General features: G+C 73.0%; 19 protein-coding genes. 8 read left to right on the top strand and 11 right to left on the bottom strand.

The genetic code is table 11. The features are described from left to right. Positions 1-37: 37 nt before the first annotated feature. The 5 genes from ABZT47_RS19580 to grpE all read right to left on the bottom strand — a co-directional run bounded on the left by ABZT47_RS19580 (position 38) and on the right by grpE (position 9278). Positions 38-2653 carry a hypothetical protein gene (locus ABZT47_RS19580; protein WP_354843616.1) on the bottom strand — a complete coding sequence of 872 codons (2616 nt, stop codon included), beginning with the start codon at positions 2651-2653 and terminating at the stop codon, positions 38-40. A 375-nt stretch (positions 2654-3028) separates the two neighbouring features. Then, positions 3029-4201, bottom strand: coding sequence for a hypothetical protein (locus ABZT47_RS19575; RefSeq protein WP_354843613.1), 1173 nt, complete (start codon positions 4199-4201; stop codon positions 3029-3031). A gap of 4 nt (positions 4202-4205) precedes the next feature. Next, positions 4206-6914 (bottom strand): hypothetical protein, encoded by a 2709-nt coding sequence (locus tag ABZT47_RS19570; RefSeq protein ID WP_354843611.1) that lies wholly within the window; start codon positions 6912-6914, stop codon positions 4206-4208. Between the two features lie 12 nt (positions 6915-6926). Then, positions 6927-8510: an Hsp70 family protein gene (locus ABZT47_RS19565; RefSeq protein WP_354843608.1), complete on the bottom strand. Its 1584-nt coding sequence runs from the start codon at positions 8508-8510 to the stop codon at positions 6927-6929. Positions 8511-8513: 3 nt separating this feature from the next. Continuing rightward, the gene (gene grpE / locus ABZT47_RS19560) at positions 8514-9278 is read right to left on the bottom strand and encodes a nucleotide exchange factor GrpE (protein WP_354843605.1); all 765 of its coding nucleotides are present in this window, start codon (positions 9276-9278) and stop codon (positions 8514-8516) included. A 369-nt stretch (positions 9279-9647) separates the two neighbouring features. Between grpE and ABZT47_RS19555 the strand changes: the two genes are divergently transcribed. The 4 genes from ABZT47_RS19555 (at position 9648) to ABZT47_RS19540 (ending at position 15979) form a co-directional block, all read left to right on the top strand. Beyond that, on the top strand, positions 9648-10412 hold the full coding sequence (locus tag ABZT47_RS19555) for a type 1 glutamine amidotransferase (RefSeq protein WP_354843602.1): 765 nt from the start codon (positions 9648-9650) through the stop codon (positions 10410-10412). A gap of 81 nt (positions 10413-10493) precedes the next feature. Continuing rightward, the gene (locus tag ABZT47_RS19550; protein ID WP_354843599.1) at positions 10494-13484 is read left to right on the top strand and encodes a bifunctional [glutamine synthetase] adenylyltransferase/[glutamine synthetase]-adenylyl-L-tyrosine phosphorylase; all 2991 of its coding nucleotides are present in this window, start codon (positions 10494-10496) and stop codon (positions 13482-13484) included. Between the two features lie 259 nt (positions 13485-13743). Next, positions 13744-14766: a hypothetical protein gene (locus ABZT47_RS19545; RefSeq protein ID WP_354843597.1), complete on the top strand. Its 1023-nt coding sequence runs from the start codon at positions 13744-13746 to the stop codon at positions 14764-14766. 160 nt (positions 14767-14926) lie between these two features. Beyond that, complete coding sequence (locus ABZT47_RS19540) at positions 14927-15979, top strand: polysaccharide deacetylase family protein (protein WP_354843595.1); 1053 nt, start codon at positions 14927-14929, stop codon at positions 15977-15979. Positions 15980-15983: 4 nt separating this feature from the next. Here the strand turns inward: ABZT47_RS19540 and ABZT47_RS19535 are convergent, their stop codons facing one another. After that, positions 15984-16166, bottom strand: coding sequence for a hypothetical protein (locus ABZT47_RS19535; protein ID WP_354843592.1), 183 nt, complete (start codon positions 16164-16166; stop codon positions 15984-15986). 304 nt (positions 16167-16470) lie between these two features. Between ABZT47_RS19535 and ABZT47_RS19530 the strand changes: the two genes are divergently transcribed. Further along, positions 16471-16638 (top strand): hypothetical protein, encoded by a 168-nt coding sequence (locus ABZT47_RS19530; RefSeq protein ID WP_354843589.1) that lies wholly within the window; start codon positions 16471-16473, stop codon positions 16636-16638. A 23-nt stretch (positions 16639-16661) separates the two neighbouring features. Here ABZT47_RS19530 and ABZT47_RS19525 read toward each other — a convergent pair whose 3' ends face one another. Further along, a complete protein-coding gene (locus ABZT47_RS19525; RefSeq protein ID WP_354843587.1) occupies positions 16662-17495 on the bottom strand; it encodes a helix-turn-helix transcriptional regulator in 834 nt (277 codons plus the stop codon). 198 nt (positions 17496-17693) lie between these two features. Between ABZT47_RS19525 and ABZT47_RS19520 the strand changes: the two genes are divergently transcribed. Then, complete coding sequence (locus tag ABZT47_RS19520) at positions 17694-18275, top strand: TetR/AcrR family transcriptional regulator (RefSeq protein ID WP_354843584.1); 582 nt, start codon at positions 17694-17696, stop codon at positions 18273-18275. A 111-nt stretch (positions 18276-18386) separates the two neighbouring features. Further along, entirely contained in the window at positions 18387-19505 is a 1119-nt protein-coding gene (locus tag ABZT47_RS19515; protein ID WP_354843581.1) for a Gfo/Idh/MocA family oxidoreductase, read from the top strand. A 153-nt stretch (positions 19506-19658) separates the two neighbouring features. On the opposite strand, the gene glnA is transcribed toward ABZT47_RS19515, so the two are convergent. Then, positions 19659-21083, bottom strand: coding sequence for a type I glutamate--ammonia ligase (gene glnA / locus ABZT47_RS19510; RefSeq protein WP_354843578.1), 1425 nt, complete (start codon positions 21081-21083; stop codon positions 19659-19661). Between the two features lie 144 nt (positions 21084-21227). Between glnA and ABZT47_RS19505 the strand changes: the two genes are divergently transcribed. Beyond that, positions 21228-21686, top strand: coding sequence for an RDD family protein (locus ABZT47_RS19505; protein ID WP_354843575.1), 459 nt, complete (start codon positions 21228-21230; stop codon positions 21684-21686). Positions 21687-21714: 28 nt separating this feature from the next. On the opposite strand, the gene ABZT47_RS19500 is transcribed toward ABZT47_RS19505, so the two are convergent. The 3 genes from ABZT47_RS19500 to lipA all read right to left on the bottom strand — a co-directional run bounded on the left by ABZT47_RS19500 (position 21715) and on the right by lipA (position 24462). Further along, entirely contained in the window at positions 21715-22521 is an 807-nt protein-coding gene (locus ABZT47_RS19500) for a class I SAM-dependent methyltransferase (RefSeq protein WP_354843573.1), read from the bottom strand. Continuing rightward, complete coding sequence (locus tag ABZT47_RS19495; protein ID WP_354843570.1) at positions 22518-23198, bottom strand: DUF4191 domain-containing protein; 681 nt, start codon at positions 23196-23198, stop codon at positions 22518-22520. Before ABZT47_RS19495 ends, ABZT47_RS19500 begins: the two co-directional genes overlap by 4 nt. Before the next feature lie 334 nt (positions 23199-23532). After that, on the bottom strand, positions 23533-24462 hold the full coding sequence (gene lipA, locus ABZT47_RS19490) for a lipoyl synthase (RefSeq protein WP_354843567.1): 930 nt from the start codon (positions 24460-24462) through the stop codon (positions 23533-23535). Positions 24463-24512: the final 50 nt, after the last annotated feature.

The following is a 24512-nucleotide window of genomic DNA, read 5'->3' as shown; positions in this document are numbered from 1 at the left end:
GTCATGTGGAGGAGCATCGAGGGACTCATGTGGGGGGTCATCGGGGGTCTCGCTGCCAGGGGAGGGTGCGCCGGCCCTTCGCCATCTCCTTGAGTCCGGCCGCCAGCTCCGGGTCGTGCTTGAAGCGCGAGTCGGCGGACCCGAACGGCGACCAGCCGGTGAGCTGCGATCTCGCCCACGCGTCCAGCTCGGGCACCGTGGCGCCGGCCAGGTGCAGGCGGACCGCGACCTCCAGCAGGGCGGCCTGCTCGTCGCGGCTCCTGCGCTCCTCCAGCCAGGCGTGGGCCAGCCCGGTCCTCGCCTCCTCGGGCAGTCGCCGCATGACCTCGGCGCGGAAGCGCGGCTCCCGATCGGCCGTGATCCGGGCGGCGCAGGCCAGCGCCTCCCGCAGCAGTTCGTCGTCGGACTCCGGCCGCAGGTCCTCCAGCCGCCGCAGCGTCGCCGCCGCGCCCGCGGGGTCTGCGGCCTCCCGGAGGCCGGCGACCAGGAGCACCACCTCGGCGTCCGCGGCCGGATATCCGGGCACGGTGTCCCGCACCAGCCCGGCCAGCCCCACCAGGGCGGGGTCCTCGACGCCCTCGGCGAGGAAGGTGCGGGCCGGCAGGTCGCTGAGGTGCGGCGAGCGGCCCATGGCGGCGCCGAGCCGTCGCACCAGGGCCTCGCACTCGGCCCGACCGGGCGCCTGCTCCCACACCGCGAACACCGCGGCGTCCAGCGCCCCGGCCGGCACGTCATCGCCGTTCGCGCCCGCCCCAGGAGAATGCGCCGCCTCCACCGATCCGTGCGAAGGGGCGGTGCTGGAAAAGGCCGGAGCATAGGGGTCCAGGGCGTGGGAGGCGTCCCCGGCCCCGGGAAGAGGGGAGCCGCAGGCGTCTTCGGCGCCGTGAGGGGGCGAACCGGACGCGGGCCCGGGATCGTGCGGGGCGCCGGGCCCGGGATCGTGCGGGGCGCCGGGCCCGGGGTCGTGCAGGGCGCCGGGAACAGGGCCGTGCGGGGCGCCGGGAACGGGGCCGTGCGGGGCGCCGGGAACCGGGGCGTGTGGGGCGGCGGGAACGGGGGCGGGGCCGGACGCTCCGGTCGCGGTCTCGTGGAGGGTGATCAGCTGGACGGTGGCCTCGACGCGGGGGAGGCGGTCGCGCCTGACCCGGGACAGGATCACCGCCGTCCCGGTGAGCGGCGCGGACGACAGGTCGCGCGAGGCCAGCAGGTCGCACACCTCGTCGCTCAGCATCCGCCCGCGCACCGTCGGCGCCGACTCCTCAAGCCCCCGGACCACTCCCGCGAGCACGGCCTCGCGCATGCCCGGGGGCACCCGTTCGAGCAGGAGGCCGAGGTCGCCCCTGCCCGCACGGACGACGGCGTGGGCCGCGAGCGCGAGGCCGGCGGGGTCGATGGGCGCGCCGACCGCTTCTGCCGTGGCCGCGATCTGGACGAGCTCGGAGGCGTCCCGGACGTCGGCCAGCGCCCGCGCGGCCTCCGCGCGCAGCGTCTCGCGCGTCCGCGGCCACGCCGGAGGGGCGGGGGACGGCAGCGTGGGGTCGCGCAGGGCCAGGACGGCGCAGCGCGCGGCGCACAGCTCGGCGGTCTCGGCGGGCGCCAGGGCACGGGCGGCGTCGGCCAGTTCGTACTCCATCCGGTCGCACACGCGCCCGAGGTCGGACCACAGCCAGTCGGGCAGGCCGGGCGAGAGCGTGCGCGCGATGGCCGACTGCTCCTCGGCGGTCACGCTGTCGTCGCCCCGGCACAGCGCGAGCAGCGCCGCGCTGGTCTCCGGCTCGAACCCCTCGCCGTCCAGGCCGCCGGCGGACCGCAGCTCGCCGATCGCGTCGATGCCGGCCAGGTCCATGCGCCGCCAGCATTCGGCGACCGTACGGGCGAAGCGGCCGAGCGGGGGGCCCGCCGCGGCCGGGGGCTCGGAAAGCCGCACCACGGCGGCGTCGATGTCGGAGGGCAGCCAGACGTCGGGGGTGGTCCCGACGATGACCTGCGGCGCCGCGCCCGGGTCGGCGCTGTAGGTGCAGAACGGCAGGCGCGCGGCCACCTGCCAGGGCAGCGAGTAGGAGATGACGCCGATCCAGCGCACGATCTCCTCGACGTCCGCGCAGACCAGCACCAGCCGTCCGTGGCCCTGGGAGAGCGCCTTGACGACGGCCTCCAGCAGGGCGCCGAGCCGCGTGTAGGCCGCCTCGCCGCCGGAGGCGAGCCAGGAGGCCAGCGACTCGGGGTCGACGTGGTCGCCGGGCGGCAGGTCGGTGAGCGCGGGGAGCGCCGTCCCGGCGGAGGCGGGCACGTCCGACCACAGGGGGGCCTGCCAGAACTCCACCGGGCGCAGGCCCGTCAGCTCCTCGGGGTCGGCGACGACGGCGTGGCCGAGATAGTTGCCGTACCGGCCCGAGTAGTCCTGGCCGAGGTAGACGCAGCGGGTGAGGACGTACCGAGGCCCGGCCGGACCGTAGGCGAGGGCCACGGGCAGCCGGGCGACCTCGGCCGGAGTGGGGGCGAGCGGCGCGCCGGGCGGCGGCCTGTAGGACAGATAGGGGGCCACCTTGCCCGCGAGGCCGGGGGGCAGCCCCGGCGACTCGGCGACGAACTGGAACCCCGCCCGCCCGGCGGGCCCCGCCTCAGCGGAGGTGTAATGCAACTGCCACGCCATCGGCCCCGCCCCCCTCCAGGTCGGAGAAGTGGCGCCGGGTCGCCCGCCGTACGGCGGCGCCGGCCTCGCCGTACCCCTCCTCGCCGTCGCGGCGCCGTCGTGTGCGCGCGCATGGCGGAGGGCACGGCCACCGCCCCGGCGCGGCAGGACTCGAGCGAACCGGCACCGCCGGCGCGGAACAATCGGCTCCCCCGTGCCACGCCCCGGACGGTGGCGCCGGTGGAAGGAGAGCGCCGAGCGCGGTCCGGCGGGGGCACGGCGGGCTCGGGGTCATCGGGGGGCTCGGGTGGGCGGGTCGATGGGGTGGTGCGGCGGTCGGTGGCGCTGGTGGGCGGGGTTCGGCCCGGGTGGTTCGGCGGTACGACCGGGTGGGGGTCATCGGCGGACTCCGGTGAGCATGCCGAAGCGGTGGAGGAGCCATAGCAGGGGGTCCTCGACGCGGTAGGGGCGGATGCCGCCGGGGCCGACGCTGTCGGCGCCGGGGACGCCGCCGAGAGCGGACAGGCCGAACAGCGCGAAGTCGATGAAGTGCTGACGCAGGTAGCGGTCGACCATGCCGGCCTGCCACTCGTCCAGTAGCGCCCTGATCTGCTCGTGGACGGCCTCGCGGTCGTCCAGGTCGAGGGTGCCGGACGGGGTGCGGGCCCGGTGCAGGGCCGACTGGGTGTCCATGCCCTCCTGCAACGCGTCGATCTTGCTGAGCGCCACCGCCACCGGCACCTTCAGCCGCCCCGACCCCGCCCGGTCGCGCAGCAGTTCGGTGACCCGGCTGATGACGTTGATCGGGTCGCTGTCGGGGTCGCCCGCGTTGACGCCGCTCCTGGCCGCGGCGATGCCGCTGAGCGACGCCTTGGCCCCGGGCAGCTCCAGCGGGTCGACCAGGAAGACGATGGCGTCGGCGGCGTTGAGATAGCGGAGATGGGTCTCGGTGGACTCGCGGCTGCGCAGGTCCTCACCGGCGGTGTCGAACAGGACGAGCGTCAGCGACATGGTCTTGGAGCGCAGGCGGCCGGGGACGGTGCGGGTGAGCAGGTACACCAGCGGGTCGCGGGGCTCGGTGGCGGCCGGCCGGGTGGTGGCCAGCAGCCGCTGCTCGCCGTAGAGCGGCCGGGCGAAGTCCTGCTTGTAGCGGGCGATGGTGCGGTCGTCGCAGGCGACCAGCGAGGAGTCCAGCTCGGCCCCGACCCGGTTGGTCAGCTCGTGCAGCAGCACGGCGATGTAGGTGCTCTTGCCCGACCCCTTGGCCCCGACCAGCGCGACGATCTTGCCGGGGTTCGCGCAGTACTCGGCGGGCAGCCGGTTGTGGCATTCGGGGCACACCCGCCACCCGGTGGAGCGCGTGCACCTGGGGCAGTCGGCCCGCCGTCCCGGCCTGCGCACGGAGAACACCGGCGGCAGGGACGCGGCGGCGGGCGAGCCGAGGTAGTCGGCGAGGGTCTCGTCCAGCACGGCGTCGCATCCGCCGCCGCGCCCGGACCTGCCCGCGCAGCGGAAGGCGATGCGGTTGCGATCGAGCCGCGCGAAGCAGAACGGGCAGGTGATCACCACGGCGTCATCCCACCTTCATCCGCCGGACCGGCGGGTCGATGAGGGCGACCTCGCCGCCCGGGCCGCCGCGGTCGGCGCCGTGGCCGTGCGCCGGCCCTGGATCGGGGTCGTCGTCGAACACCAGGCCGCCGCCGAACGACGGGCCAGGCCCGCCGCCGGGAATGGGGGTGCGGCCGGCCGCCGGGGCGTCCCCGTAGGGCTCCCACGCCGGAGCGCTCTCGACGGCGCCCTCGGCGAAGCAGCGCAGCCAGTACGGCTTGGCCTGCCGCGGGGCCGGGACGGTGAGCCGGGCCGGGACCTCCAGGTCGGTCCAGTCGTCCAGCAGGATGCCGTCGTCGGCGGACTTGGGCTGGACGTGCCCGGGCTTGAGCACCAGGGCCAGACGGCGCAGCCGGACGGGCCGGTCGGCGGTGATCTCGACCACCAGCGAGCGCCGCCAGGCGGGCCCCTGCTGGCTGAGGTCGTAGCGGACCGGGACGCGGCCGGGCAGGTGCAGGCTGACGGCGGCGCCGCGCACCCGCTCGCCGCGCACCATGGAGGTGGGCGCGACCTCGACGGTGACCGGCTCGCCCTCGGGCACGTCCAGCCGCACCCCGCCCTGCGCCCGGTAGGCCGCCGAGTTGACGATCATGCTGCGGCCGTTCCAGCGGACCTCGACCTCCGGGACGTCCGGCGGCCAGACGAACCCGACGTACACGGTGACGCCGCGGCGCTGGGCGGTGAGCCGGGCCGGGGGAGCCAGGTTGACGTGCTCGATGTGCGCGCCGACGGTGGCCAGCTCGCCGGACACGGTGACCGCCAGCAGCACGCCCTGGCCGCCGCCGGGGCGGATCGACTGGCCGTCGCGGGTGGGCGCCGAGGGAACGGCCCGGGTCGCCGCGCGCAGCTCGGTCAGCGACAGGGTGGTGCCCATCGGCCAGGGCGGCGCCGCGTCCAGGCCGACGATCTCCAGGGCGCCGGTCGCGGGCTCCTCGTAGTGGACCAGGAAGGTGCCCGGCGCCGACGGGTCGGGCCGCAGGGTGAAGTCGGTGATCGGCCGCGGCCGTCCGAGGGGCGTCATCGTGCGCCGCACGCCCGGCGTGACCACCTCGCCGTCGGGGTCGGCGTAGACGGCGCGGACGGTGTAGCTGTAGCTGGTGCCGTTGGCGACGTCCCTATCGCGGAACCCGGTGTCGCCGGCGGGCACCGGGTGCCCGTCCCGGGTGACGATCACCCGGGTGGCCTCGGCGGGCCGCGTCCAGCGCCCGGACACCACCCCGTCGCCCGCGGTCAGCCGCAGGTCGCCCGGTTCGGGACGGACGATCACCGTGGCGGCGAGCGCCGGCATGGCGACGGCCTCGTCCCTGCGGGCGACCACCCAGTAGGCGACCGGGGTGTTGACCGGCGGCTGCTCGTCGCGAGCGGAGGGCCGCTCGGCCGTCGCCAGCAGGATGCCGTCGCGGTAGACGTCGTAGACGATGCGGCCGGCCCGTGACGGAGAGGGCTGCCAGACCAGGCTCACCCCCTCGCCCTGGACGGCGGCGCGCACGGCCCGCGCCGGGTGGGGGGCCAGCCGGGCGAGCAGTTCGGCGGCGCCGGGCAGGTCGGGGACGCGCTGGAGGGCGTCGCGCGCCGCGAGCCAGGCGTCGTCGGGGTCCAGGGCGGTGCGCGCCCGCTCTCTGAGCCGCACGGCCTGCGCGAGCCGGGCCCGCACCTCGGTGGCCAGCTCGGCGGCGTCGCCGGTGAGCGCGCCGGGCTCCAGCGCCTCGGCGAAGTCGGCCGCCGCGTGGATCTCTCCCGCGTCGACCAGCTCGCGCAGCCGCGAGGCCGCGCCGCCGCCGAGGCCGCCCTCGCCGCGGACCGCGAAGATCAGCCGGCGCGCGTCGCCGGCGGCGAGGTCGAGCTCGGTGGTCGCGTGGCGCAGCAGCGTGTCGTCGTAGGGGTGCTCGCGGACCCGTTCGCGCAGGCGGGACACGATGTCGTACAGGACCAGCGCCGCGGGGTCGGGGGAGTTGCGCAGGGCGGCCAGCACCGTGTCGGCGCCGATGGTCCACGGCCCGCGCGTGCGGGCGGCCCAGTGGCGCCCCACCTCGGCGATGGCCTCGGGCACCGAGCCGCCGCCGGCGACCGCGAAGCCGTCGAGCACCCGCATCTCGGCGCACCGGTCACCGAACAGGAAGCGGCCCAGGTGGGGTGCGCCGAGCACGTCCAGCGCCTCGCGCACCTTGGCGAACCCGGGGTAGGGGGCCGCGTCGGGCAGCGGGTCGGGGTCGCGGACCTCGATGTCCCGCTCGGCGGCCAGCCGGACGGCCTCCTCCTGGCTGACGCCGCTGGAGCGGGCGATGGTGGCGAGCAGCGCGGGGGAGAGCATGCGCAGCCGCCCCGCGGCGTCCTCCAGCCGGCCGCCGGCGCCCGACAGCCGGCGCGCCGCCCTGCGCTCGGAGTCGCCCAGCGCCTCGCGCAGCGGAGCCAGGTCGCCCTCGGCGGCGGCGGTGAAGATGGGCGAGAACCGCGCGTGGTCGGCCTCCAGCCGGTCGGCCAGCCGCTTGTACTTCAGCATGCCCCGGGCGCGCCGCCAGCACTGGCGCACCTGCCGCACGGTCTCGGCGACCTGGGCGGCCGTCATCGCCTCGGTGAGCTGGTAGCGGACGCGCAGGTCCTCCGGCGGGAGACCGCCGGCCTCGCGGGCGGGCTCCAGCACCTCCCGGGTGTAGCGCTGTTCGTCGAACGCCATGCGACCGCCCGGCTAGCTGACCTGGACGCGGGACAGGGCGGCCCGGGACTCGGCGACGTCCTCCTCGGACATGCCGCCGATCTGGATGCGCAGTTCGAGCTCCTCGCCGGTCTCGCGCTCGCGGGCGGTGACCTGCAGCAGCCCGGAGGCGTCCAGGGCGAAGGTGACCTCGATCGGCCACCCGGCCGGCTTGCCCGCGGGGATCTTCAGCACACCCTCGGCGATGACGCCGTTGTCCTCGACCTCCTCGGACTCGGCGGTGCCGGCCTGCTCCATGACCTCGATGGTGACCCCGGTCTGCCCGCTGTCGATGGTGTAGAAGTCCTGCGTGACGCCGGCGGGGAGCGCGTCGTTGGCATGGACGAGGTGCTCGACGCTGCGGCGCCGGGTCTCCTTGTCGGTGACGATGATGCCGAAGGCGCGCGAGGCGACCGTCTTGATCGTGCGGCCGGCGATCTGCTCCTGCTGCTCGGCGCTCAGGCCCGCCCGCTCGGCGATCTCCTTGGCCTTGGCCGGCTCGCCGGAGCGCATCAGGCGGCGGTAGGTCTCCTCGAAGGCGAACAGGGCCGCGCCCTTGGCCACGGCCAGGTCGGGGTCCTGCAGGCGGGGGGTGAGCTGGAACTCCTTCTGCAGGGCCTCGGTGACCGCGGGCATCTTGGTGGAGCCGCCGACGAGCACCAGGTGGTCGTAGGCGGCGACCCCCTTGCCGGTGGCGGTCTCCATCGTGCGCCGGGTGATCTCGATGGTGCGGTCGAGCAGGTCGCGGGTGAGCTCCTCGAAGGACGCGCGGGTGAGCTCGACGGTGCTGACCCGGCCCTCGTGCATGACGCGGACGACGTGCTGGGCGCGCGTGGACAGGGTCTTCTTCAGGTCCTCGGCGTCGCGGCGGAGCTGCTGCTCGGAGTGCTTGTCCAGCAGCGGGTCGCCCGCGTCGGGGTGCTCCTCGCGGAACCGCTCGGCCAGGTGCTCGGCCAGGCGGTCGTCCCAGTCGGCGCCGCCCAGCTCGTGGTCGCCGTCGGTGCAGACGACCTCGATGTCCCCGCCCTGGATGCGCATCACGGTGGTGTCGAAGGTGCCGCCGCCGAGGTCGTACACCAGGATCGTGCGGTCCTGGTCGGGGTTGAGCACCCCGTAGGTGATGGCCGCGGCGATCGGCTCGGAGATGATGTCGATGACGTTGAGGCCGGCGATCTGCCCGGCCTTCCTGGTGGCGTCGCGCTCGGCGGCGCCGAAGTAGGCCGGGACGGTGATGACGACGTCGTCCACCGTCTCGCCGGTCGCGGTGGCGGCGTCGTCGGCGAGCTTGCGCAGGACGAAGGCGGAGATCTCCTCCGGGGTGTAGGGCCTGCCGTGCCGCACGCGCGGGGTGTCCTGCCCCATGTCGCGCTTGATGCGGCTGACGACCAGGTCGGGGTGCAGGACGGCGCTGTCCTTGGCGGTCGCCCCGACCACGACGTTGTCGGGCGACTCGAAGAACACCACCGAGGGCGTGGTGTCGGCGCCCTCCAGGTTGCGCAGCACCGTGGGACGGCCGACGTCGTCGACATAGGCGATGCACGAATACGTCGTACCGAGGTCGATCCCGTGAACAGCCATCCCCTACTCGCTCCCCTTCTCCGTGCCGCCGCCGGCGCGTTCGGCGGCGCCGTTCACCGCGTCACGCGCATTGTCGGCCTTGCCGTCTTTTCGATTGCCTCGCTGTTGCTTCGGGTCGTCCGCGCTGCCCGCTTTATCCTGTTTCTTCGCTTTTTTCGGGTCGGTCGATTTCGGCTGCGCGGCCCGGTCGTCGGCCCTCCCCACCACCACCGGCGCCTTGCGCAGCACCCGCTCGCCCATGGTGAAGGCCTCGCCCAGCACCTCCACGACCGTCCCGTCCTCCCCGGCGGCCACCGGGCTGGTGCCCGCCGGCCGGTGGAGGGCCGGGTCGTAGGCGTCGCCCGCCTTGACGCCCGCGCGCTCGGCGCCCGTGCGGCCGAGCACCTCGGCGAGCTCCTCGGCGATGGCCGACAACAGCGGCCCGGCCAGCTCGGCCGACGGGACGCGCGGCCCCTGCCAGCGCGCCGCCTCGCGCGCCACCGTGTCGTGCAGGCGGTACAGGGCCGCCCTGACCGGGGTCAGGGCCTCCTGGAGCGCCCCGTGCCGCAGTTGCTGGTTCTCGGCGTGCAGGCGGTCGATCACCTGCTCCCGGTGCGCCGCCCGCTCGTGCTCGCGCCCCACGGTCTCGGTGAGGGCGGCGAGCCGGCGGGTGAGCTCCTCGACCTGGCGCGAGAGCTCCTTGGCGGCGTCGGCCTGCCCCTCGGAGGGCGCGGAGGGCGTCGTGCCGCCGGAGGCGGGCTCGCGCGGCTCTTCGGGGGGAGGCGCCATCGATCTCCTCGCGGCGGAAATAAGAATTCCTGACGTCAGTAACTGTAGGCCACCGAAGACCCCGCCCGGTAGAGATTGATCTGTCCGGTAATGAGCCTTATGTCGGACTGATCGGTCATCCCGGTCGCGGGCCTTTCGGAGGCGGGACCTGCACCGTATATACATCCTTCACGGCTCGGCGCAGGGAATTCTCGGTTGGATATGGCTTAGATCCCATAAGTCCCATTAGTTACACGCATTGCGCGCCGGGCGATGTCAGATGGATCGCCGCCGCCTCTCGTCCCGCCAGGCGAATCCGCCGGGCGCGGGTCCGCGTACCTCCTGCGTTCCACCGGCGGAGGCGCTGATCCGGACACTCATAATTGAGGGATGACAAACCGGATCCTGATCGTCGAGCACGAGGCCGAGGCGGGCCTCGGCCTGTTCGCCGGGTGGCTCGCCGGCGCGGGCCTGGCCTGCGAGGTCGTACGGCCGTACCTGGGCGAGGAGATCCCCTCCCTCGACGCAGGGTCGGGAGTGACCGGTCTCGTCGTGCTCGGCGGCGCGCCGTCGGCCTGGGACGACGAGGGGACGCCATGGCTGCCGGCCACCCGCGAGCTGATCAGACGGGCCGTCGAGGCGTCGCTGCCCACCCTCGGCATCTGCCTGGGCGCCCAGCTCATGGCGCTGGCCTGCGGCGGAGAGGTCCGTCCGGGGGAGGCGGGGCTGGAGGTCGGGCTGGGCGAGGTGTCCCTGCTGCCGGCCGCCGCCGACGACCCGCTGTTCGCCGGGCTGCCGCTCACCGCGCGGGCCGTGCAGTACCACCAGGACGCCGTCACCCTCCTGCCCCCCGGCGCCGTCCCGCTGGCCACAGGCGCCGCCTACCCCAACCAGGCCTTCCGCCTCGGTGAGCGGGCCTGGGCCGTGCAGTTCCACCCCGAGGCGTCGCCGGAGATCTTCCGGTCGTGGACCGGGCCGAACCTCGCCGAACTGGCCGCGGCCGGACATGACGCCGCCCGGCTCTGCGCCGAGGTGGACGCCGCCGAGCCGGAGCTGCTGCGGACCTGGCGCCCCCTCGCCGAAGCCTTCGCCGCCGTCGAGCGGAAGGGGCGGGAGCCCGGCGACCTGCCCGGCACCCATGTCCAATCCCGGTGACCGGGCGATTACGTAGCGAAACCACTAACGACGAATCGGTGAGGAAGCGGCTACGTTGAGCATGTGACCGCCGAGTCCCGTATGCAAACGACAGCAGGGCGTCTCGCCCGGCTGGGCTTCGCCGACGGAGCCCAGGCCGAGCGGCTTCTCGACGACCTCGGACCCGAGGCCGTGGGCGATCTTGACCTGCTCGCGGCCCTGGTCGGCGCGGCCGACCCCGACCTCGCCCTCATCTCGCTCAACCGCCTCGCCGAGCGCGACCCGAGCGTCCTCGGCGCGTTGCGCGCCGACCCGGGCCTGCGATCGCGGCTGCTCGGCGTCTTCGGGCTGTCGGCCGCGCTCGGAGACCACGTCGTGCGCCATCCCGAGCACTGGAAGCTCCTGTCCGGCGACGAGGCCGTCCAGCGCACGCCCCGGCACGCGATGCGCTCAGAGTTGCTGGCGGCCGTCGGCGCCGACCCGGATGACCCCGAGCCGTGCGCCGCGCACGGCGGCGCCGAGGCCACGTCGGCCACGTCGGCCATGTCCGCCCTGCGCGTCGCCTACCGCGGCAGGCTGCTGCACCTGGCCGCCCGCGACATCACCGGCGCCGCCTCGCTGTCGGAGATCACCTCCGAGCTGTCCGACCTGGCCTCCGGCGCCCTGGAGGCCGGGCTCGCCATCGCCAGGGCCGAGGTCCCCGAGAGCGCCGACGTCCGCCTCGCGGTGATCGGAATGGGCAAGTGCGGCGCCCGCGAGCTGAACTACATCAGCGACGTGGACGTCGTGTTCGTCGCCGAGCCCCGCGACGGCGTCGACGAGACCAAGGCGCTCCAGACCGCCACCCGGCTGGCGCAGGGCATGATGCGTGCGTGCTCCACCAGCACCCCCGAGGGCTCCCTGTGGGAGGTGGACGCCGCGCTGCGGCCCGAGGGCAAGGCCGGGCCGCTGGTCCGCACGCTCACCAGCCACCTGACCTACTACCGCCGGTGGGCCAAGACCTGGGAGTTCCAGGCGCTGCTCAAGGCGCGGCCGGTCGCCGGCGATCTCGAACTCGGCGGCGAGTACGTCGCCGCGGTCAACGAGCTGGTCTGGCAGTCCGCCGCCCGCGAGAACTTCGTCGAGGACGTCCAGGCCATGCGCCGCAGGGTCGAGGCCCACGTCCGCGCCGGCGAGGCCGACCGGCAGATCAAGCTCGGCCCCGGCGGCCTGCGCGACATCGAGTTCGCCGTCCAGCTCCTCCAGCTCGTGCACGGCCGCACCGACGGGCTGCTGCGCCGCCGCGCCACCCTGCCCGCCCTGGCCGCGCTCTCGCGGGGCGGCTACGTCGGCAGGGACGACGCCAAGGCCCTGGCCGAGGCCTACACCTTCCTGCGGCAGATCGAGCACCTGCTGCAGCTGCACCGCCTGCGCCGCACGCACGTCGTGCCGGAGAACGTCACCGACCTGCGCCGCATCGGCCGCGGCCTCGGCATGGTCGTCGACCCGGTGGGGGAGTTCACCACCCGCTGGAAGCGCCACGCCAGGGAGGCGCGGCGCCTGCACGAGAAGCTCTTCTACCGGCCGCTGCTGCAGGCCGTCGCCCGGCTGCCCGGAGAGGAGGCCCGCCTGTCGGCGGCGGCCGCCTCGGCCCGGCTGTCCGCGCTCGGCTACGCCGACCCCGACGGAGCTTTGAGGCACATCGCCGCCCTCACCAGCGGCGTCTCCCGCCGGGCGGCGATCCAGCGCACGCTGCTGCCGGTCATGCTCGGCTGGTTCGCCGACGCGCCCGACCCCGACGCCGGGCTGCTCGGCTTTCGCCAGATCAGCGACAAGCTCGGCACCACCCCCTGGTACCTGCGCCTGCTGCGCGACGAGACCGCGGTCGCCGAGCGCCTGGCCCGCCTGCTGGGCACCAGCCGCTACGCCACCGGCCTGCTGCTGCACTCGCCGGACGCGGTCGCCATGCTCGGCTCGGACGGCGAGCTGACGCCTCGCCCCAAGCAGGCCATCGCCGGCGAGGCCGCCGCCTCCGTGCGGCGCCACTCCCAGGACGCCGAGAGCGCCGTGGTGTCGGTCCGCGCGCTGCGCCGCCGCGAGCTGCTGCGCACGGCGGTCGCCGGGCTGGTCGGCCGCATCGACATCGAGGAGGTCGGCCAGGCCCTCTCCGAGCTCAACGACGTCACCATCCAGGCCGCGCTGGACTCCGCCGTCCACAAGGTCACCCTCGAACGGCGCGGCGAGTTCCCCACGCGCTTCGCGGTGATCGCGATGGGCCGGCTCGGCGGCTACGAATGCTCCTACGGCAGCGACGCCGACGTGATGTTCGTCCACTCGCCGCTGGAGGGCGCCGACGACAAGGCCGCCGCCGACGCCGCGCACGCGGTCGCCAACGAGCTGCGCCGCCTGCTCGCCCGTCCCGCGCCCGACCCGCCGCTGCTGATCGACCCCGACCTGCGCCCGGAGGGCCGCCAGGGCCCCCTCGTGCGCACCCTGTCCTCCTACGCCGCCTACTACCGGCGCTGGTCCTCGCCGTGGGAGTCCCAGGCGCTGCTGCGCGCCCGCTTCTCGGCCGGAGACCCGCACCTGGGCCAGGCGTTCATGGAGCTGGTCGAACCGCTTCGCTACCCGCCCGACGGCATCGGCGAGGCGGCCATGCGCGAGATCCGCCGGCTGAAGGCCCGCATGGAGGCCGAGCGGCTGCCCCGCGGCGCCGACCCGCTGCTGCACACCAAGCTCGGCAGGGGCGGGCTGTCGGACGTCGAGTGGCTCGCCCAGCTCATCCAGCTCCGCCACGCCTGCGAGATCCCCGAGCTGCGCACCACCCGCACGCTGGAGGCCCTGCGCGCGGCCGTCGGAGCCGGGCTGCTGGCCTCCACCGACGAGGAGGTCCTGGCCGAGGCCTGGCGCTTCGCCTCCCAGATCCGCGACGGCATCATGCTGGTGCGCGGCCGGGCCGGCGACAGCATCCCGGTCGACGTGCGCGAGCGCATGCTGATCTCCCGCGCTCTCGGCTATCCGCCCGACGGTTCGGAGGACTTCGTCGAGGACTACCTGCGGACCACCCGCCGGGCGCGGGTGGTCACCGAGCGCGTCTTCTACGGCGGCGCCTGACCCGCCGCGTTCCGCTCTCTTCCGCTCTCTTCCGCCGCGTTCCGTTCTCTACCGCCGGCGACGCCTCCCTCGGCGGTCGGCCGCGTGTCGCGACCGAGGCGCGGCGTCGTCCCGGCGCGGCGTGGGCGAAGGTCCCCGCGCCCCATGACCTCAATGAGTACCTTTGTTGACGTTCCGTTGACCTACCGCTTCGTGGAGGAACGGTCATGCCCCCCTCGGACTTCCGCGCCGCCCCGCAGGGCCCGGCCGGTGATGCCCGGTGAACTCCGTCTACATCGACCTCGCCATCGGCCTGGTCCTGGCGTTCCTGATGTTCTCCCTCCTGCTCAGCGGCGTGAACGAGGGCCTGGTGCGCCTGCTCGGCATCCGCAGCAAGTTCCTGTGGGCCTACCTCAGGGACACCCTCGACGGGCACAAGGGCAGGAAGTCCATCCCGAGCACCATCGCCGAGGTGTTCGCGAGCCTGCCGTTCCGCCGGGACGAGCGCCCCGCGTTCAGCGCCCAGCCCCCGCCGGTGCGGAACTCGGCGACGAGCTGGACCGGTCTGCTCTACGAGCGGCTGCGCGAGATCGACCACGGCAAGGACGGCAGGACCAGCATCGCCTCCATCCCGCCCGGCCGCTTCGCCATGGCGATGATGGAGATCGTCACCGGCGAGGGCGGCGTGCCGGCCATGCTGACCAAGCTGGAGCAGAGCGGCAGCCCGCTGTACCGGCCGCTCAAGAGCGCCTGGGACACCGCGCACGGCGACCTGGACGCCTTCCGCAAGGCCGTCGAAGAGTGGTTCGACGGCGAGATGTCGCGGCTCACCATGCTCTACCGCCGCTACGTGCGCTGGGTGATCGCCGCGCTCGGCCTGGTGCTGACGCTGGTGTTCAGCATGGACGCCCTGGAGTACGGCAGGGCCATCCTCACCGACAACGCCATCAGGGCGCAGGTCGCGACCACGGCCGACGGGGGAGCCCGGTCGCTGGAGTCCCTGCGCGACAAGTGCCCCGAGCACCCCGCCGACCCCTACGGCTGCGTGACCGAGGTGCTGTCGGCCCCCGCGTTCGTGCAGATGGTCAGCCACGCGCCGGTGTCGGTGCGCATCCCCGAGGGCGGCAGCCCCCAGTGGTCCTGGAAGGGCGGCGACTGGTTGCACCGGCTGATCAGCCCAGGGCACTGGCCGGGATTCCTCATCACCTTCTTCGCCCTGCTGTTCGGCGCCCCGTTCTGGTGGGACATCCTGCGCCGGCTCACCGGCATCCGCGTGCGGGCGGGGGAGACGTCCGGAAAGTAGGCGCGGCACCGGCGAACGCCGCCCCGAATGCCGCCCCGAATGCCGTCGTGCACGGCGAATGCCGTCACTGTAGGTGTTCGACGTGCTGCGTTACGTGTTGAGAGCGCGGGACGGGGGGTAGGAGAGCCATATCTCATTCCGCGCGCTGGTTGGGGGGACCATGGGGCGGTTCCGGGCAGGTCATATCGGGGTGCTGTCGCTCGGCGTCTTGGCGCTGGCCGCGTGCGGCCACGGCGACACCAAGGTCGCCGCGCAGCCGGCCGCGCCGCACAAGCAGGCCGGGCCGGCCGCCGCGCAGGAGGCGCGCAAGGCCGCCGTGGCCATCGCGGCCAAGGTCAAGGCGAACGAGCTGGGCCAGATCCCGGTGATCATGTATCACCGCGTGGTGGCCAAGCCGACCGTCACCGACGACCGCACCCCCGCGCAGTTCCGCGCGGAGCTCGAACGCCTCGCCAAGGACGGCTACGTCCCGATCACGGCCAGGGAGTACACCACCGGCAAGATCGCCATCCCGGCGGGCCGCCACCCGGTCGTGCTGACCTTCGACGACTCCTCGCCCTCGCAGCTCACGCTGGACGGCATGGGCAAGCCCAAGGCGGACACCGCGGTGGCCATCCTGCAGGACGTGGCCGCCAAGCATCCGGGGTTCCGGCCGGTGGCCACCTTCTACGTCATCAGGGACATGTTCGGCACCTTCGGGCCCGAGGCCCAGGCGCAGACGCTCGGCTGGCTGCGGGACAACGGCTTCGACATCGGCAACCACACGCGCGACCACATGAACCTGCGCGGCAAGTCCAAGGAGCAGGTCACCGACCAGATCGCCGCCGGCCAGAAGCTGATCACCTCGTTGATCAAGGACGTGCCCGTCACGCTCGCCTTGCCCTACGGCAACCAGCCCAGCACCAAAGACTGGGCCATGCGGGGCGAGGCCGGTGGCGTGAAGTACAACTACTCGGGGGTCTTCCTCGCCGGGTACACCCCCGGCGCCTCGCCGTTCAGCAAGGACTTCGACCCGCTCGGCATCCCGCGCATCCGGGCCATGGACAAGGTCGGCGACTGCGCCCGGTTCTGCTCCACGGCCTGGCTCGACTGGCTCAACGCCCACCCCGAGGACCGCTACACCTCCGACGGGGACATCAGAACCGTGGCCTTTCCCAAGTTCAAGGCGCCGTACGTCGCGAGCCGCTTCGCCGGATACACGCTGCCGTACTGACCGGCTAGTGCAGGTCCAGGGCCATCAGCACGACGAGCCCGATCAGGTGGGCGAACACCACGAACACGATCAGGAAGACGAAGACGAACTTCGCGGGCCCGTGCTCGAAGTGCTGCCCCTCCTTGAGCGGGGGCAGCTGGGCGCGGCGCTCGGCGATGCGCTCTTCGAGGGGCTTGCGACCGAACAATGGACTCCCTTTCCTCACCCGGGCAGCCATCGCTCGCGTGTGCCCGTCACCATGTCAACGTCATGAACCCCGGGAGGCTTCCTCGGCGCGGACGCCACCGGGCTGAACGGACACAACACGAGGGTATAGCGCCCCCTCCCCGCCCCTTCGCCCGGGAACCATCGGGGGCACGGGGCGGTGACCAGGGCGGCGCGGGGCGGTGACCAGGGCGGCTGGACGGGGCCGGTGGACGCGACATATCGTGATATTGAGCACGTCGGACGATATGACGTTCATGAGCCTTCGTTCACGGGAGGAATCTTCCATGTCGCACACCCCCAAGAGCACAGGGAGCGCGCTGCGGGAGCTGCTGCGGGCCGTGGCCGGGCTGACCTCGGGGCTGTCCTCGGGCGTCATCGGCAAGCCCACGGCGCCGGGCCCGGTGGTCGACATCCGCGACGGCAAGGGCCACGACCCCCGGCGCCGCCGCTAGAGACCGGGGCGGGGCCGCTCGACTCAGGTGCGCGCGGCGCCGATCGGCGACAGCTCGCGGAGCCTGTCCTCGGTCGGGCTGCCGGGCCGGGCGGTGAAGACCTGCAGGAACTGTGACCGGTCGGGGTCGGCCAGCGTCTGGCAGTGCAGCTCCAGCAGGCCGAGCCGCGGGTGCCGGACGCGCTTGGCCGGACAGGCGGGGCCCAGCACGGGATGCTCGCGCCACACCGCGGCGAACGCCGGGCTCTCCTCCAGCAGCGCCTCGACGATCGCGGCCGCCCGCGACCCCCTGCCGTCGCGCGTGTAGGCATCGTGCAGACCCGCCGCGAAGAGGCGGTCATGCAGCGGATGGTCGTCCTCGGGGTGGATCAGCCGCTCGGCGGGGTCGGTGAACCAGCGGTAGTGCAGGCTGCGCGCCAGCCCGGTGTGGCGGGTCTGGTCGCCCATCAGCGCGACCGCGGGCGGGGTCTGCCTGAGCGTCTCCCCGAGATGGGTGACCACCTGGGCGGGGGTGTCCTCCAGCCGGTCCAGGATGCGCGCCATGCCGGGTGAGACCTGGTCGCCGCGCGGGACCCGCGGCGGCGTGGCGTGCCCGGCCAGGCGGAACAGGTGGTCGCGCTCCTCGGCGGACAGGCGCAGGCCACGGGACAACGCGGCGAGCATCTGCTCCGACGGCATCGGGCCGCGCCGCTGCTCGATGCGGCTGTAGTAGTCGGTGGACATGCCGGACAGCGCGGCGACCTCCTCGCGGCGCAGCCCGCCGGTGCGGCGTCGCGCTCCGCGCGGCAGGCCGACGTCCTCGGGCTGCAGCGCCTCCCGCCGCGTGCGCAGGAATTCGGCCAGTCGGACCCGGTCCATGGACGAGAACACCCCCTCGACCCCCACCGGGCGCGGGCGCCCCCGGCGCCGCCGTCCCATGCCTCGGATCAGGGCTGTCTGCAGCGTACCCGCCGCCGGCCGAGCCCCCGACATCTCCGCCAGGCCGATGACGTCCCCTTCTGTGACCGGCGGCACTGATACTTGACCGTGCGTTCCAGATAGTCGTAGCCTGCTCCCATGGCTCGAGTCAGGGAGTTCGACACCGAGGCCGCGCTGGAGGCGGCCATGTCCGCCTTCCGCCGCAGGGGGTACGAGGGGACTTCGGTGCAGGACCTGGTCGACGCCACAGGAGTCGGGCGGGGGTCGTTGTACGCGGCGTTCGGCAGCAAGGAGGGTCTGTACCTGGCGGTCATGGATCGTTATCGGGAGCGGTACGCGGTCCCGCTGGTCGAACTTCTCGGCAGCGGCGCGCCCGCCCGGGACCTGATCCGTGCGGTGCTGGTCGGCGTGGTGGACGAGATCGTCCACGACGGCGAACGGTTGTCCTGTCTCATCGTGAGCGCGACGACGGAGCGGTTGCCCCATGACCCTGATGTCGCCAAGCGTGTGCGGGCGACGACCGCGTCACTGGAGGACGCGCTGACCGAGGTGATCCGCCAAGCCCAGGCGAGCGGGCAGGTCGCCGGCGCTCGGGATGCGAGGGACCTGGCGGGATTTCTGCTGGCGACCGTCCACGGCCTGCGGGTCATGGGCGCGATCACCGCCGATCGCGGGTCACTGATGCGCATCGTGGAGGTGGCCATGGGCTGCCTCGACTGAGTTCTCCCTGCCCTCAAAATGTAACGATCATTCAAGAATTGGCCTGTGCGCGGCTCACGCGTCACATCACCCGGACCGCACCACGCGGCCGGCTCCACCAGGGGGAAGCACATGAACAAGATCGGTGTCGGGATCATCGGGGCGAGCTCGCGAGGATGGGCGGCCATCAGCCACGTCCCCGCGCTCAAGGCCCTTTCCGACTACTACGACCTGCGCGCGATCAGCACCACGCGGCAGGAGTCCGCCGAGCTCGCCGCGAAGGAGTTCGACGTCCCGGCGGCGTACGACGACCACAGGGACCTGATCGCGGATCCCGGTGTCGACCTGGTGGTGGTGGCGGTGAAAGTCACCCACCACCATGCGCTCGTCTCGGCGGCGCTGGAGGCCGGGAAGATGGTCTACAGCGAATGGCCGCTGGGCGTGGATCTCCGTGAGGCGGCCGATCTGGCCCAGCGCGCCCGGGCCGCGGGCGTGCGCACCGTGATCGGACTGCAGGCCCGATTCTCCCCGGTGGTCCGTCATGTCCGCGACCTCATCGCGGACGGCTACGTCGGCCGGGTGCTCGGCACGACGCTGACCGGGTCCGGGGTCTCCTGGGGACCCGAGACCGACCGCGCCCACGCCTACATCTTCGACGCGGCCAACGGAGCGACGCTCCTGACCGCGGCGGGAGTGCACGCCCTCGAGGCGGTGAACCACGCGCTGGGGGACCTCGCCGGCGTCTCGGCCAACCTCGTCGTCGGCCGCGAGGAGGTGCGGGTGGTGGACGAGGGGACGACGATCCCGGTGACGACGGCCGACCAGCTGTCCGTCATCGGGACGCTGGACAGCGGCGCGGCCCTGTCCTTGTTCTACCGCGGCGGCTTCTCGCGCGGCGACAACCTGCGGTGGGAGATCAACGGCACCGAAGGCGACCTCGTCCTCACCGCGGCCGGAGTCAACGGGAACCTGCAGGTGGCGGATCTGAAGCTGGAAGGCGGCCGAGGCGCCGACACCGCGGTCGCCGAGATCACCGTTCCTGATCACTACTTCGGCCCGGTCCCGCGCGCCCTGGCCGCGCTTCCGCAGAACGTGGCACAGACCTACGCGTTCCTGGCGAAGGACGTGCGGGACGGCACCGAGACCGTCCCCGGCTTCGATCACGCCCTTTCGCGGCACCGGCTCGTCGAAGCGATCGAGCGGGCATCCCGCACCGGATCCGTCCAGGTTCCGGCAGATTCGGCCGCTTGACCGCGCGAAAGGCCGAAGGTGAGAAACGGAAAGCCCGTGGCGAGGTGCATGACCTTGCCACGGGCTTCCGATTCGACGACCTGCGGGACCACCTCGCGGCAGCACCGGCCGGAGACCGCGCCACGAACACGTGCGTCGCCGCGCGGTCGCCGGTCACACGTCGTAGTACAGCTCGAACTCGTGCGGGTGCGGGCGCAGACGGATCGGGTCGATCTCGTTCTCGCGCTTGTAGGCGATCCACGTCTCGATGAGGTCGGGCGTGAACACGCCGCCCTCGAGCAGGAACTCGTGGTCGGCCTCCAGTGCGGCCAGGACCTCCTGCAGCGAACCGGGGACCTGCGGGACCTGGCCGGCCTCCTCCGGAGGAAGCTCGTAGAGGTCCTTGTCGACCGGCGCCGGCGGCTCGATCTTGTTGCGGATGCCGTCGAGGCCCGCCATGAGCTGCGCGGCGAAGGCGAAGTACGGGTTGCACGACGGGTCCGGGACGCGGAACTCGATGCGCTTGGCCTTCGGGTTGGACCCGGTGATCGGGATGCGGATGCACGCCGAGCGGTTGCGCTGGGAGTACACCAGGTTGACCGGAGCCTCGTAGCCCGGCACCAGGCGGTGGTAGGAGTTCACCGTCGGGTTCGTGAAGGCCAGCAGCGCCGGCGCGTGCTTGAGCAGGCCGCCGATGTAGTACCGCGCGGTGTCCGACAGCCCCGCGTAGCCGACCTCGTCGTAGAAGAGCGGCTCGCCGTCCTTCCAGAGCGACTGGTGGCAGTGCATGCCCGAGCCGTTGTCCCCGAAGATCGGCTTGGGCATGAAGGTGACCGTGTGGCCGAACTCCACCGCGGTGCTCTTGATGATGTACTTGTACAGCATCAGGTTGTCGGCGGTCTTGAGCAGCGTGCCGAACCTGAAGTCGATCTCGGCCTGGCCGGCGGTGCCCACCTCGTGGTGCTGCATCTCGGTCTCGATGCCCGCCTCGATCAGGCGGCGGACCATCTCGGAGCGCAGGTCGGTGAAGTGGTCCATCGGCGGCACCGGGAAGTAGCCGCCCTTGTAGCGCGGCTTGTACCCGAGGTTGCCGCCCTCCTGGGCCTTGCCGGTGTTCCAGGCGCCCTCGATGGAGTCGATGTGGTAGTAGCTCTCGCTCGCGCTGCTGGAGAACCGCACATCGTCGAAGATGTAGAACTCGGCCTCAGGGCCGAAGTAGACCGTGTCGGCGATGCCGGTGCCCTTGAGGTACTCCTCGGCCTTGCGGGCGACGTTGCGCGGGTCGCGGCTGTAGGCCTCGCCGGTCAGCGGGTCGTGGACGAAAAAGTTGATGTTGAGCGTCTTGTGCTGACGGAACGGGTCCAGGACGGCCGTCGACGGATCGGGCAGCAGGAGCATGTCCGACTCGTGAATGGCCTGGAACCCGCGGATCGACGAGCCGTCGAACATGAGGCCGTCGGTGAAGACGCTGGCGCCGAAGTTCTCCACAGGGAAGGTGAAGTGGTGCGTCGTGCCCGGCAGGTCGGTGAACCTGACATCGACGAACTGCACCCCTTCGTCCCTGATGAACTTCAGGACGTCGTCGGCGGAGCTGAACATCCAACCTCCCAGGGGCACGGGCTTTCAGACTTGAACGTAGGCCTGTGCCGTTTCCACCCCATGTCTCGTTTGTTTCACGGATGTTAAGCAGACGGGGGGTATGCCGCCGGAAGCACCGTAGCGGCCTCCCGATATCTTACCCGCATGAGCAAGCAACCCCGCTGGACGCAGACGTGGATCGGCGGCACCCGCGCCGCCGGCGTCGACCTCGGGCATCCGGGCGAGCGGCTCGGCCTCCCGAGGGAGGGCAGCGGATCGGTCTCGGGGTTCGGGCGGCGCATCGGCGCGATCACCGTCGACTGGCTCATCTGCACGTGGGCCATCGCCGGCGGCCTGCTGCGGGTCGACCCGCGCAGCGCCGGCTGGGTGGGCTTCGCCGTGTTCGCCGCCGAGTACGTCCTGCTGGTGGGCACCATCGGCATGACCTTGGGCATGCGGCTGTTCGGCATCAGGGTCGCCGCGCTCGACGGCGGCCGGCCGGGGTTCGGCGCCGTCGTCCTGCGCACGCTGCTGCTCTGCCTGGTGGTCCCCGCCGTCGTCTGGGACCGCGACGGGCGCGGCCTGCACGACCGCGCCGCTCGCACCGTGGTCGTCCGGCTCTGAGCGGCCCGCGCCGAGTGGTCCGGCCCTCTCAGGGCCGCCTGGTGCAGGAGAAGATCGCGGTGCCCGGCAGCAGGCGGCCCCGCAGCGGGCTCCAGCCGCCCCACACACGCTCGTGCCCGGCCGGCCACTCGGGTTCCACCAGGGACGTGAGCGTGAGCCCCGCCCCTGTCACCGCGCCCACCCAGTCGCCCAGCGTGCGGTGGTGCTCGACGTAGGACGGCTCGCCGTCCTCGTCCTGCTCCACGTACGGCGATCGGTCGAAGTAGGAGCGGTCGGCGGTCAGCCCGCGCGGGCCCGGATCGTCCGGAAACGCCCAGCGGATCGGATGGCTCACCGAGAACACCAGCAGCCCGCCCGGCCGCAGCACCCGGCGGATCTCGGCCAGCACCGCGCCGGCGTCGGCGACGAACGGCAGGGCCCCGTACGCCGAGCAGGCCACGTCGAAGGACTCGGAGGAGAAGGGAATGCGGCCCGCGTCGGCCTGGACCACGGGCAGGCGGGTGCCGATCTGCTCGTCGATGCGCCTGGAGTGCTGGAGCTGGCGGTGGGACACGTCGAACGCGGCCACCTCGGCGCCCTGGCCGGCGAGCCACCGGCCGCACTGCCCGGCGCCGCAGCCGATCTCGAGCACCCGGCGGCCGCGCACGTCGCCCAGCAGGCGCGCGTCGGCCTCGTCCAGCCCCTCGGGGCACCAGACGAAGCCGTCGTCGCGCAGGAAACCGCCGTGCTCGGCCTGGTAGTCGTCGGCCGCGGCGTCCCACCAGCGGCGGCTGGCCCGCGCGCTCGGCGCCTCGCCCAGCGCGCGGCGCGTCACCGGAGAGGAGCCGGAGGTCACCGCATCTTGCCGCGGGGCATGCGCGCGCCCTTCGGCATCGGGCCCTTCGGCACCGGAAGCGTCTGCGGCAGCGCCCGCAGGCGGTAGTTGACCTCGGACACCGCTTCCTTCTTCAGGTTGCGGGGGAGCTTCATCAGGTGGCGCTGCAGCTTGTTGATGGGCACCTGGCCCTCGCCGTCACCGCACTGGATGTCGTAGACCGGCACGTCGATGGCCACGCGCTGCACGCGCTTCTTCTCGGCCACGAGCATGCGCTGCACCCGCGAGCCGGGCCCCTCGGAGACCAGCACGATGCCGGGGAAGCCCACGACCCGGTGCACCACGTCCTGGTCGCGGGTGACCGCGACGGCCGGGGTGACCTGCCAGTTGCCGCGCATGCTCTGCAGGATCGCCGCGGCGGCGCCCGGCTGGCCTTCGAGCATCGAATACTGCGCCCGCTGGGCGAGCTGCCCGAACACCAGCAGGCCCACCGTGATCGCGACCATCACGCCGAGGATGATCAGCTGCCACAGCAGCCCGGTGACGAGCCCGACGACGACGAAGACGACCAGCGTGGCCAGCGCCGACGCGTAGACGATCGGCATCCCCTTGGGGTTGGCCTTCTGGATGATCTGAGCGACCATGCGGAGCTGCTTGACGCGCCCCGGGCGCTCTGGGTCTGCGGGCTTCTTCGCCATGGTTGAAGGATACAAACGCAAGGCTCAAGAAAGGAAAACGTGACCTGATGGCCGGTCGGACCGTGACCATCGGCGTCGCCCCGTCATCGTCCGCCTACGCCCGGCGACCCGCCGGCCCGCGAGCGGGAGAGACCGCCCCGGACGGCGTCCACGGGGCCGGTCACGGCGTACGAGGGCCGCCCGCTCATGGGCGACGAAGGCCGGCCGCTCAAGGCGGCTGTGGAAGGGGGCGGCATGCTTCGGATCGCCGAGTGAGGAGGCCGCCGCCTCGCACCACCGGGGAGGGGGCCGGCCATGGCGGCACGACGCCCCCTTCACGGATGCGGAACGGGCCTCAGGCGGTCTGGCGGGCCTCGACGGCCTGCCGGTAGAGCCGGCCGGCGCGGTAGGAGGAGCGGACCAGGGGCCCGGACATGACCCCGGCGAAGCCGATCTGCTCGGCTTCGGCCTGCAGCTCGACGAACTCCTCGGGCTTGACCCAGCGGTCCACCGGGTGGTGGCGCGGCGTCGGGCGCAGGTACTGCGTGATGGTGAGCAGGTCGCAGCCGGCCTCGTGCAGGTCGCGCATCGCCTGGACGATCTCCTCGCGCTCCTCGCCCATGCCGAGGATGAGGTTGGACTTGGTGACCAGGCCCGCCTCGTGGGCCATGGTGATGACCGCGAGCGAACGCTCGTACCGGAAGGCGGGGCGGATGCGCTTGAAGATGCGCGGCACCGTCTCGATGTTGTGCGCGAACACCTCCGGACGGCTTCCGAAGACCTCTTCGAGCTGGTCGCGGTGGCCGTTGAAGTCGGGCACCAGCAACTCGACGCCGCAACCGGGGATCATGGAGTGGATCTGCCGCGAGGTCTCGGCGTACAGCCAGGCGCCGCCGTCGGGCAGGTCGTCGCGGGCGACGCCGGTGACGGTGGCGTAGCGCAGGCCCATCTGCGCGACCGATTCGGCGACCCGGCGCGGCTCGTCGGTGTCGTACTCGGCGGGCTTGCCGGTGTCGATCTGGCAGAAGTCACAGCGCCGCGTGCACTGGTCGCCTCCGATGAGGAAGGTCGCCTCGCGATCTTCCCAGCACTCGGAGATGTTGGGACAGCCGGCCTCCTGGCAGACCGTGTGCAGACCTTGGTCCTTGACGAGCGATCTGATCTCGTTGAACGTCGGCCCGTTGCGGAGCCTGGTCTTGATCCACGGGGGCTTGCGCTCAATGGGGGTCTGGCTGTTGCGCACCTCCAGACGGAGGAGCTTTCGGCCTTCAGGAGCTACGGTCACGCCCTCCAGCTTACGTCCGCGTCCGCGCCGGACCGGCCACCGGGTGACCA

This window comes from Sphaerisporangium sp. NPDC005289 (assembly GCF_040607455.1).
Classification (GTDB): domain Bacteria; phylum Actinomycetota; class Actinomycetes; order Streptosporangiales; family Streptosporangiaceae; genus Sphaerisporangium; species Sphaerisporangium rhizosphaerae.
Note: the sequence above shows the minus strand (reverse complement) of the source record. Positions and strands in the feature narration are given on the sequence as shown.